Source organism: Acinetobacter sp. Ac8, from assembly GCF_055392545.1.
The window spans coordinates 97,070-113,501 of the sequence record NZ_AP043689.1 but is presented as its reverse complement, the minus strand read 5'-3'; the positions used below and the strand labels follow the sequence as shown (position 1 = coordinate 113,501).

17 protein-coding genes are annotated in these 16,432 nt (G+C 39.1%); 11 read left to right on the top strand and 6 right to left on the bottom strand.

The features are described from left to right. Positions 1-8: 8 nt before the first annotated feature. The gene (glmS, locus tag ACZ5QH_RS00455; protein WP_239046684.1) at positions 9-1,847 is read left to right on the top strand and encodes a glutamine--fructose-6-phosphate transaminase (isomerizing); all 1,839 of its coding nucleotides are present in this window, start codon (positions 9-11) and stop codon (positions 1,845-1,847) included. 428 nt (positions 1,848-2,275) lie between these two features. Next, positions 2,276-3,247 (top strand): cation diffusion facilitator family transporter, encoded by a 972-nt coding sequence (locus ACZ5QH_RS00450; protein ID WP_004718779.1) that lies wholly within the window; start codon positions 2,276-2,278, stop codon positions 3,245-3,247. A 118-nt stretch (positions 3,248-3,365) separates the two neighbouring features. Here ACZ5QH_RS00450 and ACZ5QH_RS00445 read toward each other — a convergent pair whose 3' ends face one another. From ACZ5QH_RS00445 to ACZ5QH_RS00435, 3 genes are all read right to left on the bottom strand, one after another. Further along, on the bottom strand, positions 3,366-3,677 hold the full coding sequence (locus ACZ5QH_RS00445; RefSeq protein WP_303576980.1) for an ArsR/SmtB family transcription factor: 312 nt from the start codon (positions 3,675-3,677) through the stop codon (positions 3,366-3,368). 139 nt (positions 3,678-3,816) lie between these two features. Beyond that, a complete protein-coding gene (locus ACZ5QH_RS00440) occupies positions 3,817-4,086 on the bottom strand; it encodes a DUF4031 domain-containing protein (protein WP_004718783.1) in 270 nt (89 codons plus the stop codon). A gap of 122 nt (positions 4,087-4,208) precedes the next feature. Then, on the bottom strand, positions 4,209-4,820 hold the full coding sequence (locus ACZ5QH_RS00435) for a TetR/AcrR family transcriptional regulator (protein ID WP_303576981.1): 612 nt from the start codon (positions 4,818-4,820) through the stop codon (positions 4,209-4,211). Positions 4,821-4,958: 138 nt separating this feature from the next. Here ACZ5QH_RS00435 and ACZ5QH_RS00430 point away from each other — a divergent pair, with 138 nt between their 5' ends. From ACZ5QH_RS00430 to ACZ5QH_RS00420, 3 genes are all read left to right on the top strand, one after another. Then, positions 4,959-5,576: a nitroreductase family protein gene (locus ACZ5QH_RS00430; protein WP_209828374.1), complete on the top strand. Its 618-nt coding sequence runs from the start codon at positions 4,959-4,961 to the stop codon at positions 5,574-5,576. Between the two features lie 323 nt (positions 5,577-5,899). Next, positions 5,900-6,418 (top strand): GNAT family N-acetyltransferase, encoded by a 519-nt coding sequence (locus ACZ5QH_RS00425; RefSeq protein WP_303576982.1) that lies wholly within the window; start codon positions 5,900-5,902, stop codon positions 6,416-6,418. After that, the gene (locus ACZ5QH_RS00420; RefSeq protein ID WP_034611128.1) at positions 6,418-6,888 is read left to right on the top strand and encodes a 2-thiouracil desulfurase family protein; all 471 of its coding nucleotides are present in this window, start codon (positions 6,418-6,420) and stop codon (positions 6,886-6,888) included. The genes ACZ5QH_RS00425 and ACZ5QH_RS00420 overlap by 1 nt, the downstream gene beginning before the upstream one ends. Before the next feature lie 328 nt (positions 6,889-7,216). On the opposite strand, the gene ACZ5QH_RS00415 is transcribed toward ACZ5QH_RS00420, so the two are convergent. Both ACZ5QH_RS00415 and pncA read right to left on the bottom strand, forming a co-directional pair. Beyond that, a complete protein-coding gene (locus ACZ5QH_RS00415; RefSeq protein ID WP_004718792.1) occupies positions 7,217-8,170 on the bottom strand; it encodes a bile acid:sodium symporter family protein in 954 nt (317 codons plus the stop codon). A 93-nt stretch (positions 8,171-8,263) separates the two neighbouring features. Then, entirely contained in the window at positions 8,264-8,899 is a 636-nt protein-coding gene (gene pncA, locus ACZ5QH_RS00410) for a bifunctional nicotinamidase/pyrazinamidase (RefSeq protein ID WP_303576983.1), read from the bottom strand. Positions 8,900-9,383: 484 nt separating this feature from the next. Here pncA and dapA point away from each other — a divergent pair, with 484 nt between their 5' ends. From dapA to purC, 3 genes are read left to right on the top strand one after another with little or no spacing between them, the layout of a single operon-like run. Continuing rightward, a complete protein-coding gene (gene dapA, locus ACZ5QH_RS00405) occupies positions 9,384-10,280 on the top strand; it encodes a 4-hydroxy-tetrahydrodipicolinate synthase (protein WP_004718795.1) in 897 nt (298 codons plus the stop codon). Positions 10,281-10,295: 15 nt separating this feature from the next. After that, positions 10,296-10,904: a hypothetical protein gene (locus ACZ5QH_RS00400; protein ID WP_004718797.1), complete on the top strand. Its 609-nt coding sequence runs from the start codon at positions 10,296-10,298 to the stop codon at positions 10,902-10,904. A gap of 37 nt (positions 10,905-10,941) precedes the next feature. After that, a complete protein-coding gene (gene purC / locus ACZ5QH_RS00395; protein WP_004818291.1) occupies positions 10,942-11,661 on the top strand; it encodes a phosphoribosylaminoimidazolesuccinocarboxamide synthase in 720 nt (239 codons plus the stop codon). Positions 11,662-11,712: 51 nt separating this feature from the next. On the opposite strand, the gene ACZ5QH_RS00390 is transcribed toward purC, so the two are convergent. Further along, positions 11,713-12,273, bottom strand: a complete 561-nt coding sequence (locus tag ACZ5QH_RS00390) for a DUF4303 domain-containing protein (RefSeq protein WP_464016766.1) — start codon at positions 12,271-12,273, stop codon at positions 11,713-11,715. 237 nt (positions 12,274-12,510) lie between these two features. On the opposite strand from ACZ5QH_RS00390, the gene ACZ5QH_RS00385 reads away from it, so the two are divergent. From ACZ5QH_RS00385 to ACZ5QH_RS00375, 3 genes are all read left to right on the top strand, one after another. Further along, the gene (locus ACZ5QH_RS00385; protein WP_004818287.1) at positions 12,511-12,699 is read left to right on the top strand and encodes a heavy-metal-associated domain-containing protein; all 189 of its coding nucleotides are present in this window, start codon (positions 12,511-12,513) and stop codon (positions 12,697-12,699) included. Positions 12,700-13,125: 426 nt separating this feature from the next. Then, on the top strand, positions 13,126-15,528 hold the full coding sequence (locus ACZ5QH_RS00380) for a TonB-dependent receptor plug domain-containing protein (protein WP_303576985.1): 2,403 nt from the start codon (positions 13,126-13,128) through the stop codon (positions 15,526-15,528). Between the two features lie 370 nt (positions 15,529-15,898). Further along, the gene (locus tag ACZ5QH_RS00375) at positions 15,899-16,432 is read left to right on the top strand and encodes a hypothetical protein (RefSeq protein ID WP_303576986.1); all 534 of its coding nucleotides are present in this window, start codon (positions 15,899-15,901) and stop codon (positions 16,430-16,432) included.

Sequence of the window (16,432 nt, the reverse complement as noted above, 5' to 3'; positions counted from 1 at the left end):
ATATTATTATGTGCGGTATTGTTGGTGGCGTTGCTGAACGAAGCATTACAAATATTTTAATTGAAGGCCTAAAACGTCTTGAATATCGTGGTTATGACTCTGCGGGTGTTGCACTGGTTGATCAGGGGCAAATCTTACGTGAACGTCGTGTCGGTAAAGTTGCAAATTTAGAAGGTGCGGTTGCAGAGTCGAATATTTTAGGTTCAGTGGGTATTGCACACACACGTTGGGCAACCCATGGTAAACCAACTGAAAATAATGCTCATCCGCATATTTCGGGCCATGTTGCAGTGGTACATAACGGTATTATTGAAAACTACCAAGAGCTTAAAGATGATCTTGAAGCTTTGGGTTATGTGTTTACATCACAAACCGATACTGAAGTCGTTGCTCACTTAATTACTGAAGCACTGAAATCATCACCAAATCTATTAAAAGCCGTTGAAGAAATCGTACCTCAACTGAAAGGCGCTTATGCACTGGGGATTGTACATACCGATTACCCAGATGAATTAATTGCTGTTCGTGAAGGCTCACCTTTAGTCATTGGTGTCGGTATTGGTGAGAACTTTATTAGTTCAGACCAATTGGCACTATTGCCTGTGACCAACCGTTTTATCTATCTTGAAGAAGGTGATATTGCGCGTTTAACTCGTGAAACGATTGAAGTTTTTGTTAATGATCAATTGGTTGATCGTCCAGTGAAAGAGCTGGATGCAACCGTGAGTAATGCCTCTAAAGGTGAGTATAAACACTACATGCTCAAAGAAATTTTTGAGCAACCTGAAGCAATTCAACAAACGATTTCTCAAGCTTTAAATGGCAATACACTACGAGAAGATTTCTTACAAAATGCAAACATAGATTTTAAAAATGTTCAGCAAATTCAGGTGCTTGCTTGTGGTACCAGCTACCATGCAGGAATGATTGCAAAATATTGGTTTGAACAACTGATTGATTTACCATGCCAAGTTGAAATTGCCAGCGAGTTCCGTTATCGCTCGCCTGTGATTGTAGATAACACCTTGTATGTTTGTATTTCCCAATCAGGTGAAACTGCAGATACCTTGGCTGCATTACGTGATACACAAAAGCGTGCTAAAGCAAAAGGCTTAAATATCTACACCATGACGATTTGTAATGTCGCGACCTCGTCTATGGTTCGTGAAACAAATCATCATTTATTAACCTTGGCTGGTCCTGAAATTGGGGTCGCATCAACCAAAGCGTTCACCACACAGCTTGCAGCTTTGATGCTATTGACCCTTAAACTTGGTCAGGTTAAGCAAACCATTTCAGCTGAACGTCTTGATGAAATCGCTTCGGCGTTGTGGCATATCCCTAAAGTCATTTTGGATACCTTACAAAATGATACAGAAATTTTACGTTTGTCTGTTCTGTTTAAAGAGAAACAGCATTGCTTGTTCTTGGGTCGCGGTACAGAATTCCCAATTGCACTTGAAGGCGCATTAAAACTTAAAGAAATTTCATATATTCATGCTGAAGGTTATGCTGCAGGTGAATTGAAACATGGCCCACTGGCATTGGTCGACAATGATATGCCTGTGGTGATTCTTGCACCGAATGATGACATGCTGGATAAACTTAAATCCAATATGGAAGAAGTCCAAGCACGAGGTGGTGAACTGTTTGTTTTTGCAGATGAAAATAGCGGTATCGTGGCTAAAGATCGTCAACATGTTGTCTATGTTCCAACGGTCAATACTTGGTTAGCGCCGATTGCTTACAGTATCCCAGTACAGTTACTGTCTTATCATGTTGCGGTATTACGTGGTACTGACGTAGACCAACCTCGTAATTTAGCAAAATCAGTTACGGTTGAATAATCAATCAGTTACTTATTGTAGTGTATGAAATAAATTAAGTTTCATACATATATCAATAGCTCAAGTAATCCACACAAAGCATGCGCTAAAATTGCATGAATGTGTGGATTTTTTTATGCCTGATTTTTATAGATCCATCAATTTAAAATAACCTAAACCAGAACAATCACCCTAAACTAAATTTGAATCAACAAGATTCCTGAGCAAAAAGTAGCCTCCTTATTTACTTCGCATCAAAGGAGATAAGCCCGAAAGTGAATCAGTCCGTTTTAAAAACTTCATTCTGTTTTATTAAACATAAGTGCCTTATGACATCTGTTTTTTGAAATTTTGATTCACAATGCAATAAAAAATTAACATGAAGTTATTTGACAAAACAAACATATGAACATATATTCATATGTAAATAATCCAATTCAGAGGTCCTTATGGGACACAATCATAATCATCCCCATAATAGCCATAGTGATCACAACCACGCACATGTACCTGAAGCAACTACAGGAAATGAAAGAAAAATTCTGATTTCTTTCTTCATTATTTTCAGTTTTATGCTTGTTGAAGCTGCTGGGGGAATTATATCTGGTTCACTGGCACTTTTAGCTGATGCAGGCCATATGATGACGGATGCACTTGCATTAGGATTAGCATATGCAGCATTTCGCTTTGGGCGTCGTACTGCGGATAAATCACGTACTTTCGGCTATATGCGCTTTGAAGTAATTGCAGGTCTGATCAATTCTCTAACCCTGTTTGGGATTGTTGGATGGATCGTCTATGAAGCGATTGTACGCTTTCAATCACCTCAACCCGTACTTGCAGGACCGATGTTTATTGTCGCAATTGTTGGTATGTTGGTGAATATCTTTGTTTTATGGTATCTCACACGAGATGATACGGATCATGTAAATATCAAAGGTGCAATTCTGCACGTGATGGGTGACTTATTGGGTTCTGTTGCTGCAATTATCGCTGCAATCGTCATCTGGTACTCAGGCTGGACACCGATTGATCCGATTTTGTCTGTACTTGTATCATTACTTGTATTGCGCAGTGCATGGTCTTTGTTTAAACAAACCATTCATATTTTATTAGAAGGTGCGCCTGCCAATGCGAATACAACAGATATCACCACTCACTTATTAAAATCCGTTCAAGGCATTCAAAAAATTAGCCATATTCATGTATGGATGATTACTTCAGGAAGAGCAATGGCAACACTGCATGTTCAACCAGAAGCAGGTGTTGATATCAAGACACTCACCGAGCAAATTGAACATGAATTAAAAACCAAATTTGATATTGAACATCCAACTGTCGCGATTGATTGGCAAGGTGATAGCAGCTGTAGCCTTGAAAAACCGACAAAAATTGATCCTCATGCTGGACATAGTCATTAAGATCACTATGGATCAAGCACAAATTGCCACAAGGTCATTGATTGTTGCCTTGTGGCATCCACATTTTGAAATTCACTTTGCTTTTAATTCGATTTGAAAAATAGAAAATTTAACCACACTACTCTTCTGCAATATGTTTTGCCATATCAGACAAAACATGGCTGACATGCGTATCAGCGATTTCATATAAGACTTGTTTGGCCTGACGCTCACTTTTCACCAAACGTGCTGAGCGTAATAAACGTAAATGATGACTAACCAAAGATTGCGATAAATCGAGTGCTTCACAGATATCGCCAACTGGACTAGGTCCACGCATACAGAACATAAGAATTCTGAGACGTGAGGCATCTCCTAAAAGCCGAAAAGTTTCAGCCAGAATGATAATCTCGTCTTGCGATATTTCTGTTGAGCTGTCTTTAAAAGTCATATATTAATCACAATCGTTGTTCATAATTTTTCATCATAAAAGATTCTACTCTTGTGCTTCTCATAAGGACAAGACTTAATCGCGATAAAGTATTTTTCTGGAGCTGCGGTTTTATCAAGCTGAAATAAAAACCAATACTTTATAAAGATTGGTTGAGTTGTAGCTTCAGCTTTTTTCCACAGGCAATAATGGTTTTTCGATCGGCATCAATTGCGCCATAAGCAATCGCCATTACACGCATTTGCAGGGTAATATCATAATGCGGATAAGAGGCAGAGCGATGAAATAAACGGGCATCAATTTCCAGCATTTGCGCAAAGTGATGTAATTCCTCCAGTGTATCTGCCATCAAATGACACCATTCTTGGCCTTTAAAAGGAACTTTTGCGCGATCGACATACACACTCATAACAAGATTCATTTTCCCTATTTCGGATTGATTATCCCATGAAATTCATCCATAAATGAATAAGGACAACTCATATAGATAATAGGTCAATAAAACTGAAGTAAATTAGTACTTTAGAAGACCTAACGAGTTGTGTGCTCTTCCCAATTCCGCATGATTTCAGTGATTGCATCGTGGAGTACTTGATGAGATAAACCATCACGAGCCAAGACCGTAATCCCTTGTAGAAAACCATTAAACACCGCAGCAAAGGCTTCAACCTTGGTTTGGGCTACAAGCTCACCTGAATCAACTGCACGTTGAATACATTGTTCAAATCCCGCTCGTGTAAGTGCACGTTGTTCAGCCAATAAGCTTTGAACATGCTGATGTTCAGGTGAACAGGTATTTGCTGCAATTACAATAAAACATCCTTTAGGATGTGTTTTCTCTGTCTGCATTTTGGCAGAACGTCGTAAAGCCAATTCAATCGCATCACGAGGTGGTAGATGTTGATCCCATAAGCTGAGATTGACCTGACCATAAGTTGTTGTATAACGTTCAACGACTTCCTGAAACAATTTCTCTTTTGAACCAAAAGCTGCATAAAAACTAGGAGCTGTAATCCCACCCCCAATCTTTTCTTTTAATAAAGCTAATGAAGTCGATTCATAACCATACTCCCAAAACAAATGCATCGCCTGTTGAATCGCCTCATCTCGGTCAAACGCACGGGGACGGCCCATTTTAGCCATTAAAAGCTCCTACTTCTATCCACTTATATACTAATCGATATAAAAGTTATTGACAACTTGAGCAACCGCACTTACATTTATATCGTTCGATACATAATTAATTAAAAAATGTTCAGCTCCCCAATGAGAGGAATCATCATGACTAACGACATTATCAAATCTATCATGAGTCGTACAACAACTAACCTATACGACCCAAGCATCACCTTGAGTGATGAGCAAATTTATGAACTGGTAAAAATCGCCACGACTGCACCCACATCTTTTAATTTCCAGAACTGGCGTTTTATTGCAGTACGCACAGCCGAAGCCAAAGCTCGGCTACGTAAAATTGCTTGGGATCAGCCTAAAATTACTGATGCTGCTGTGACGTTCATCATTTGTGGTCAATTAATTGATTACCACATACTACCAGAGCGTCTAACACCAGCAGTAGAAGCTGGGATCATGCCAGCAGAAATGCTATCCGTGCTAGAAAATGCTTCACGTGGTCTGTATTTTGAGCAACCGCAGCGTCAACGTGATGAGGCCATACGTACTGGGAGTATTGGTGCGACAGCACTCATTTATGCAGCTCACGCACTAGGCCTAGGCTCAACACCCATGATCGGTTTCGATGCTCATGCTGTGACCAAAGAATTTTCCTTATCTGATAATGAAATCCCTGTTCTACTTCTTTCTGTAGGTAAAGCCCTCCCCGAAAACTGGCCACAAAAACCACGTCGCCCAGTTAATGAAGTGCTGGATTTTATTTAATCACATGGCTTAGATGCCATTTACCATGATGTATATATTACGTATCTAAACTAATAATCTTGGTTGTGGTCTTTTGCTATACAGTGAGATGAAATGGTAAGTCTAATGGGCGATAGCGTGGATTGAAGCTAGCTTCTAAGATCTAAGCGATAAGATGGTTTTGGTTGGTCATAGTAGAAAGCTCTGCGAAATAGATCTTTCTTGGAAAGCGCTAGTCACACTTCCTGAAGCCGATATAATCAGCTAAGATTATCCCATGAAACTCATCCATGATTGAATACAAATTCAAGGTATAGCAAAGCGTCATTTGATGCCAAAATATAATGAAAATTTATCCAGCCACACCAACCCATCTCAAGCAACTCAATCAGCTTGCCTGCACCACATATCGCCAACATTTTGCTGATCTTTGGTCAGAACAAGGTCTACAAAACTTTCTCAATCAAAATTTTAGTTTAGAAAATCTGTCCGAATCTCTGCGAGATCCTGATCAAGTTTGGCTATTGCTTGAAAATGAACAAACGCAAATTATTGGATATGCCAAGTTAAAGCTCAACCAATGTGAACCCCATCTAGATATTATTGGTGCAGAATTACAGAAAATTTACTTGCTTAAAGAGGCGGTTGGGAAAAATTTTGCATCTGCGCTTATGCAAAATACGATTGATATTGCACGTGAACATCAACAAGCTTCTGTATTTTTGGAAGTATTAACAACCAACACCCGTGCAAAAAAATTCTATCAAAATTTTGCTTTTACAGAGAAATTAAGCATCGACTTTAAAACAGATTTATATGATATTGGTATGGATTTAATGCAACTCGAATTAACCTCAAGATAATGAAAAAATACCTGATTAGTGCATGTCTTGTAGGTGAAAATGTTCGCTACGATGCTAAGAACTGCCTACAACACAAGCTTAAACAACTGCTAGACACTCAACAAGCCGTGGTGATTTGTCCTGAAGTTTCAGGCGGCTTAAGTACACCTCGACAGCCTGCTGAAATCGTAGGTGGTGATGGTTATCAGGTTTTAAGGGGACAAGCCAAAGTAAAAGACGCCAATGGTGATGATGTTTCGGCTGAATTTATTCTAGGTGCAGAAAAAACCCTAAAACTCGCCCAATACCATCAAGTGACACATATTATTTTAAAAGCCAACAGTCCTTCTTGTGGTTCACAGATGATTTATGATGGATCATTTTCAGGGCATAAAATATCAGGCAAAGGGGTTACTGCAGCCCTACTCGAACAACATGGCTTTAGCGTGCTCACTGAGGATGAATTTTTAAAACAGTTAGCGTATGAATAAGCACTATAAATAAAAAGAGAGCCAAAGCTCTCTAAATGAAACGTAAATTTTAAAATAGTATTAGGGTCTGTTGACAATTCGTCTATGTTTGCGACTACGTGTGTTTTTTAGGCGATACTAGGCGCGAAATACGAAATTTAGTTATTCTAAATGAGTGGTTCGTAACGACGTAGCGGCAAAAAACACGCTAGTCCCGAAGGGTTGTGGCTAAAATTATCTCAGCCTTCGTTATGAAACTCGAAAATAGTCTCGCTATTCTCTTCGTTTCATGCCTTGCCTGCTCAATTTTAACCTACAACGCAAGCCATTTATGAAATGTCTACAGACCCTATTGTTTATTTTCAGCCATTTTATCGGCTTTCGCTGCCCAATAGGTGGCTAAAACAGGTCCAGAAATATTATGCCATAAACTAAAAATAGCACTTGGCACTGCGGTTATTGGAGATGCAGCAAAATGTATTGCCGCTAAGGTCACACCTAAACCAGAATTTTGCATCCCCACTTCAATCGCAACAGCTTTAGAGTCAGGATAAGATAAGTTGAATAGACGACTTGCCCAATACCCTAATAAAAAGCCTAAACCATTATGTAAAATCACCACACCCAAAATCAGCAAGCCCGATTGCAAAATTGAAGCCTTACTGGCTGCAATAATTGCTGCCACGATCACCACAATGGCAACCACAGAGATCAAAGGCATCACTTGAATATATTGCTCGGTCTTTTGTTTAAATAGGCTTCTTAAAATCACGCCCAAAATAATTGGAAAAATCACCACTTTAAGAATATCGATAAACATTGAACCCGCATCAATCGGAATCCACTGGCTGGCTAACACATAGAATATTGCAGGTGTCAAAATAGGCGCTAAAAACGTTGAAACAGATGTACATGTGACGGATAAAGCAGTATTTCCTTTGGCCATATAGGTGATGACATTGGATGCTGTCCCTCCAGGGCAACAGCCGACAAGGATTACCCCTACCGCAATTTCGGGTGGTAAATTAAAAACTTTACAGAGAAAGAATGCCACACTAGGCATCACCACAAAATGTGCAACGACACCGATCACAACTGCTTTGGGATTTGACAAGACATTCTTAAATTCGTCCACGGTCATGGTCATGCCCATCCCCAGCATGATAATCCCTAAAACCCATGGAATATATGCTTTCATCCAGACAAATGCTGCTGGAAAACATAAGGCAATAAAAGCAAAGACCACAACCCATAGGGCAAAAGTTTTTTGTACAAACTGACTAAAACGTAAAATTGCTGACATTGTCCCTACCCAAGCAGATTGAGGATTTCGGCTTATCTTAAAGCAAGATGTTTTAAAGCAGTAATATTTCTCAAATGATGCAAGTCTTGGTGCTTATACTTCGTTGAAAATATCTTTTGAGATCATGCGTTTTACACCGACAGCCAGCATTTCCTGCCATGCGTGTTGTAAAGAACCCTGTAAATCAATCGCTTTGGTGGCGTCCGAAATCACAAAGGCTTTAAAGCCTAACTTGGCGGCATCCATGGCCGTCCATGCGACACAGAAGTCTGTTGCAATCCCGACAATATACACCGTATCTATACCACGCTCTTTAAGATAACCCGCCAAGCCTGTAGTGGTTTTATGATCGGCTTCCATAAAGGCTGAATAGCTGTCAATTTGAGAACGAAAGCCTTTACGAATGATCAGTTGTGCAGTTGGTATGTTTAGATCAGGATGAAATTCAGCATCTTTACTCCCTTGTACACAGTGTGATGGCCACAATACTTGCGGGCCGTAATCTAAGCTGATCAGGTCATAAGCTTTACGGTTGGGATGATTCTCAACAAATGAAATATGGTTTTCAGGATGCCAATCTTGGGTCAGTACGATATTGTCAAAATGTCGTGCCAATTGATTGATGGTTGGAATGATTTGCTCAGCATGGGCAACTTCTAAATTTCCGCCTGAAGTGAAACCATTTTGTACATCAACAACGATCAAGGCACTACGCTCAGATTGCAACATTTCCCTACCCTTATATTGGCCAAATGACTATTATTTTAATCGTAAAAATTTAAACACTCGATGACTCAACATACAATATAACAGCGTACATTTGCGAGCGTCTTATCAAAATCAACCAAGAAATCATCGAGAACGGTTCGCTAGATTCTAAACGGCGAGACTCCGCCGCCCAATAGAAAATTGTTTTCTAGCGCGAATAGATTTTACCCAGCATTGGGATTAAAACTGCACGCTGTTCAAGTTTGATAAAAAACTGAAAATAAAAAAAATTGCTTGGAAATGTGAGTGATTTGTTGCTTTTGTTAAAGAATTTCCAAGCTTTGACTAAAGCATATTGTTCTGACACGCTGAATCAGTCATAATTTGCATAAGCATTAGGCAATCTTTAAGATGATTGTTTCACGCTCAAATCAAAATACTGCAACCATCCCAATCCTTGTTTACTCAAACGCATGTGGATGGAAAAATAGGATATTTTTTTAAAATGACTCAGCAAGCACAGACCATTCAAGGCTCAATTGTCGCAATCGTCACCCCTATGTTTGAAGATGGCAGCGTAGATTGGAAGGGTCTCGAGAAGCTCGTTGAGTGGCACATAGAACAAGGCACTAATAGTATTGTTGCTGTCGGTACAACTGGCGAAGCATCTACTCTTAGCATGGCAGAACACACAGAAGTAATTAAAGAAATTATCCGTGTTGCCAATAAACGTATTCCAATTATTGCCGGTACTGGTGCAAACTCGACACACGAAGCGATTGAACTCACCAAAGAAGCCAAACAACTCGGCGCAGATGCCGCACTTTTAGTTACCCCTTATTATAACAAACCAACGCAAGAAGGTTTATTCCAACACTATAAGGCAGTTGCTGAAGCTGTTGATTTACCTATCATTCTTTACAACGTACCTGGTCGTACTGGTGTAGATCTGCACAACGACACCGCGATTCGTTTAGCAGATATTCCTCAAATCGTAGGAATTAAAGATGCGACTGGCGATGTTCCCCGTGGTAAAGAGCTGATTGATGGCTTAAAAGGCAAAAACATGGTGGTGTATTCAGGTGATGATGCGACTGCGAGTGAATTGATTCAGTTAGGCGCCCACGGCAATATTTCAGTAACAGCAAATATTGCACCAAAAATCATGAGCGAACTTTGTGCCGCTGCAATTGCAGGTGATGCTGCAACAGCGAAAAGCAAAGATGACCAAGTTGCAAAATTAAACAATATTCTATTTTGCGAATCGAACCCAATTCCAGTGAAATGGGCACTTCATGAAATGGAATTAATTGGTACTGGCATTCGCTTACCATTAACTCCCCTAGCAGAACAATACCGTGCACCACTGCGTGAAGAACTCAAAGCAGTGGGTCTCATTTAATAAGAGCTTAGTATTATGCAATTACGTTTAGGTTTAACTCTTGCCATTTCAGCTTTAAGCTTGGCGGGTTGTAGTTCCCTTGGAATCAGCAATGGTTCTTTAGATTATAAAAACACGACCACTGTAGAGCCACTTAGCTACCCTGAAGGTTCAACAGTTAGACCTGCAACGCCAATGTATCCAGCTCCTATTGTTGACCCTCTTGCACTTCAGCATGCACCAAAATTTGAAAATAAACGAGGCAACCGTTACGAGGTTCCTCGTCCAGATGTTGCTCAAATCAGTGCACCTGCTGATGAAGTCTCTGCATCAACTGAAAGTGTTGGTCGTCCTCAAATTTTAACTGATGGAAATGGCAATCCACTGATCAAAATTGATGGAAATTCTGCTACAATTTGGCAGTACGCACTTGCGACCCTCAGTAGCTTAAATCATAAGGTTATCGGCCAAAGCAAAAATGCCAATGAGGCAACTGTAAAAATCGATAATTCAACTTATGTATTGAAGCTTAATTCTGTAGGTTCAAGTAACACACTTGCTGTGTTTAACGCCGATAATAGCTTTGCAGACAAAGAAAAAGCTGCAGAACTATTAACCCAGATTTACCAAAACTGGCCAGCCTAGTCGTTCTAGGCAATTTTTTTTTGCAAAAGGTTCCCCCATGTTAAAACAAACCTTGCTCTATACTGGTAAAGCGAAATCTGTTTATGAAACAGATAGCGCGGATCATCTAATTCTAGTTTTCCGTGATGATGCTTCTGCATTTAATGGCGAAAAAATAGAGCAACTAGACCGTAAAGGTAAGGTGAACAACCGTTTTAATGCCTTTATCATGGAAAAACTGGCTGCAGCTGGTATTGAAACACACTTCGAAAAACTTCTTTCTCCAACTGAAGTTTTAGTGAAAAAATTGCAAATGATCCCTGTGGAATGTGTAATGCGTAATTATGCTGCAGGTTCATTATGCCGTCGTTTGGGTGTTGAAGAAGGTTTAGAGCTTGTTCCACCAACATTTGAATTGTTCTTCAAAGATGACGCTTTAGGCGATCCTATGGTGAACGAGTCTCAAGCAATTGCATTGGGTTGGGCAAATGCTGAACAATTGGCGCAAATGAAAGAATTGACTCAAAAAGTCAATGTTGTGTTGAAAGACTTATTCGCTCAAGGCAACATGCTTCTTGTTGATTTTAAACTTGAATTTGGCGTGTTCCATGACCGTATCGTTTTGGGTGACGAATTCTCTCCAGACGGTTGCCGTCTATGGGATAAAGATACCAAGAAAAAACTCGACAAAGACCGTTTCCGTCAAGGTTTAGGTGGTGTTGTTGAGGCTTATGAAGAAGTGGCTACACGCATTGGTGTAGATCTTTCAGATATCTAATTTTAGATACTGATTCTTCAGAAACCGAGCTTTTTAGCTCGGTTTCTTATTTTAAGATACTGATTTTTCTAATAGGTAATCATATAAATTTTCACCAGCTTTTTTCCGAAAGCGGTTTTCAAATAAAGGCACTAAAAACTCAGGATTAATTTGTGGGAAACTGATGTCCTCAAAATCTTCATCGGATGAGTCTGCATATTGAATAATGACAATAATTTCTTCACCCTGTTGGTTTTTTAATTTTCCTTGTGTTCTTAAATCTTGTAATGCTTGAATAATGGTCTTTTGATAGTGCGCTTGCAATTCGCTATATTGCTCATCTGTATAATCCTCTCCCAAGTCCTGATACAAAGCTGTGATTGCATCGTGAACACGATTATTGGCAGTACTTGAACAACTCCATTCTGAAATCCACCATGCTTCATAGACGTCTTCAAAGGTTTTTAATTGTTCTAATGTGCATCCCACATAAAAGAAACCACAGAAATCCTCAACCATTCCCAAACCAATAGCACATAAATGCTGATCTTGTGTAAGCTGCTGAATCTCAGCGAAAGCATCTTGGATATCTTGGTAAATCACTGAATATAAATGGTCTTTATTCATCATCATGTTCTTATCATTCACAATTTCAATGCAGAGTTTACTATCAAAGCATAAATTCTGTATATAAACCATTCGCCTATGTTGGCATTTAGCATTCGTAAAAAATTGAGCAATCGACGACTTAAAAATACTGTAAATTATTTTTGAAAAAGCGTTGCGATGAAACTTTAAACATTAAAACTTGACCTTACAATTATGGTAAGGTTTATCTTAAGTTTAAGTCTTCTTAGAGCAGGGTGAGATATGGAATTTTATATTGAAAATATGACCTGTGGTGGTTGTGCACGTGGTGTAACCAAAGCAATTCAATCTGTAGATGAAAATGCCAAGGTGATTGCCGATCCACCAAGTCACAGTGTTAAAGTTGAAACAACAGCAACACAGCAACAAGTGGTTGATGCTTTATCAGAAGCGGGCTTTCCTCCACGCTAAGCTGATTAGATAAAGTGAAAAGGGCTATCAATTTAAGGTAGCCCTTTTGCATTAAAGCAAATATAAACTGATCAAACTGGGCTCTGCCATCACAGTTATATGTCTGTATAGCATTGATCAAACCCAGCTTTTACTGATGTAAATCGTTGATCATCAATATATTTCATCAACTTGATTCAATATCATCACCTCATCACTGAGCCGTTTAAAATTATATGCTTTATCAATAATTTCAAAAGATTGTGTATCGAACTTCCTATAAAACATCACATGCTGAAATCTAGATTTCTAAACTGAGAACACTTTAAATAACCATACACTTTGCAGATTTTATTCTATTTATATTTTTAAAAGTTGTTTTCTAAATAATCTCAAGCTCACTATGATCACAACAAACCGTTACAAAAAGAGCTACAAAATAGAGTTATGCGTACATTATCAAAACGATATTCATTAAGCCTGACCGCCAGCTTAGTTTTTACATTTCTGTATCCACATGCATACGCTGCGGAACAGATTCCAGCCACCCAAGAAGTTAAAACACTTGATACCATTGTTGTCACAGGTACACGTTCGCTAAAACGTTCTAAAACAGATTCCTTACAACCGATTGATGTGATTAGTGCAGCGGAATTGACAGAACGTACAGGTTCAAGTGAGTTAGGTACGGCGCTGGCTAAAATTATCCCCTCGATTAACTTTCCTCGTCCAACCGTTGTCGATGGAACAGAACTCGTTCGCCCAGTACAACTAAAAGGACTTTCTCCTGATCAAGTTTTGGTTTTAGTGAATGGCAAACGTCGCCATACTGGGGCATTTATTAACCTTGGGGGCACCATTGGACGCGGTTCGGCACCGACCGATTTAAATGCCATTCCGATTTCTGCCATCAGCCGTATTGAAGTACTTAGAGAAGGTGCTTCTGCTCGCTATGGTTCAGATGCAATTGCTGGTGTCGTCAACATTATCTTAAAGTCTGATCCTAAAACAGGTGATGCAGGTATTCGCTACGGTATTTATAACAAAGGTGATGGTGAACAAAAACAATCCTATGTCTCGGGCGGTACTCAACTGGGCAATTATGGTTATGCCATTTTTTCCGGTGAATGGCAGGACAATGAAGCAACCAATCGCGCAGGTTTAGACCTTCGTGATCCAAACGCTACTACATACGGACAAAGAACTTTTCGTTTTGGTGATCCAAAATCTGATGAGGTAAAAGCTTCTGTTAATGCTGGTTTTGATCTCAGTGATACTGTTGAATTATATGGCTTTTCAACCTATAGCCATCGTAATGCAGAAACTGCTGGATTCTATCGTTTGAGTAATGCCTCGAACAATGTGCCTGCATTATTTCCAAATGGTTATTTACCGCTGATTCGCGGTCAATTAGATGACTTTAGTGCTGTTGCAGGCTTACGTGGGGAAGTTGCAGACTGGCGCTATGATGTTTCAGCCAATTATGGCTTAAACCAATATGATGTAAATACAAAAACCATCAATGTCGATCTATACAAAGATACAGGTTCAACACCAAATTCATTCCATAATGGACAGTTAAAGAATACTCAAGCTGTTTATAATATTGATCTGTCAAAAGAATTTGAGATCTCTGCTTTTGCAAGTCCATTAAATGTCGCGTTTGGTGCTCAGTATTTAAATCAACAATATCAAATCAAAGCAGGCAATCCTGCCTCTTATTATAAAAGTGGTTCTTCAGGTTTATCAGGCTTTCGCCAAGCAGATGCTGGGAAATGGACACGTGACAGTTATGCAGGATATCTTGATTTAGAAACAGATATTACCCAAAAACTTTCAGCATCTACAGCCTATCGTTATGAGAAATATGATGACTTTGGGGACACCAACAATGCATCTCTTTCGTTACGTTATAAGCTTTTACCTCAAGTTGCGGTACGTGGCTCAGTTTCTACAGGCTTTCGCGCACCGAGTCTAGCACAACAATATTTCACTCAAACCTCTTCGCAATTGGTCAATGGACAGTTTGTTGAGGCTGGAACATTTCCAAGTTCTTCACAAGTTGCACAATTGCTCGGTGCAGAAGACCTAAAAGCTGAAAAATCAAAGAACTATAGTCTTGGCTTGGTATTTACCCCAACTAAAAACCTGTATGTAACTTTGGATGCCTACCAAATTGATATTGATGACCGTATTAGCTTATCTTCAAATATCAATGCCAGCAGCCCCACTGTTCGCGCTTATTTGGTGTCTAAAGGGATTACCGATACCAATTTCAGCACGGTGCGTTTCTTTAATAATGCCAGTAATACCCGCACTCGTGGTGTAGATTTAGTTGCCAATTACCAATGGCAAAACCTGCCTTATGGCGAGTTAACCACATCTTTGGCTTATAATTTTAATCGCAATAAAGTCACCGATGTCGATAAAAACCCTGAGATTTTAAATGCCTTGGGTGTCAACCTCACCCGTTTAGACCGTCGTGAACAATATGGTCTATTGGCAGGAAGCACACCTGAACATAAATTCAGTTTAGCCAATGATTATAAAATTGGAAATTTTGGTATCAATACCAATATCACACGTTATGGAAGCTTCGAAACTTACAGTAACTCAGGTGCTGCCAGTGATCAGAAATTTTCTGCAAAATGGCTGTTGGATTTAGCACTGACATACCAATTAAACAATTGGAAATTTACTGTTGGGGGAGACAACATTACCAATGTTTATCCTGATAAAGATGTTTATGACATCAACAAACCTACTGGTGGAAGTTTGCAATACAGCCAGTTCTCACCGTTTGGCTTTAATGGTGCGTTCTATTACGGCAAAATTAATTATAAGTGGTAGAGGTTAAAGTTAACCAAGGGCTTCAAACCGAGTTGAATGACTCGGTTTTTTTATGTGTATCGTTATTGGGTATATCCTCAACCTGTTTAGAAACACATACACTAGAATATAATTTTTCTTCATTCATAATTTTAATTAAATCAATTCTATGGGCAAATAAGTTGTTTAATTTTAAAAACATTCATTGCACACTTTGCTTTGAAAGTTTAAATCAATTTGCGTAGACGCTACCTAACTTTTCAGAGATGAACAGAGACTAGTTACAAAATCTCCTGTTGGATCAGCGAGTATCGTTAAGCTTGGATTGCTGATGAACTTTTTTTAAGAAACTTATATACTCAAAACAAACGATATTCAGATTTAATCCAACATGATAAAAACAATTTATGCTGTCATTTTATTCTTGATCATTTTAAATCCTACACAGGCGGAAGAGTTAAGCTGTCAGCAAGATTATCCTAAAATTATTGCGTCTGACTTAGATCAATTAGGACAAGATTTAAAGAAAAATGATTATTCATTTATGCAACAAAAAACTCATCCATCTCTAATCAAATATGCTGGCGGTGCAGAAGCTTATCAGCAGTTGCTTCAATACGCTCAAAATTTGCTTGCCAAATCACAGGTAGAAATTGTCAATGTACAATCAAAGCCACCACTTTATAGCTATATCGTAGATCATGAAGAAATTTGCTTTGTACCCAAAACCATCACCATGAAAGTTGTGGGTCAAATTCAAGCAGCATCGCCCTCATTTATGGTCGCCATTCGTTCACTACAATCACATCAATGGACCTATCTGGACGGTGCAGGACTAAAGAATAATCCTCAGATGCTGTTTACACTTTTTCCAAATTTCCCCAAAGATGTAAAACTCCCATTTCAAACAGATACCATAAAATAA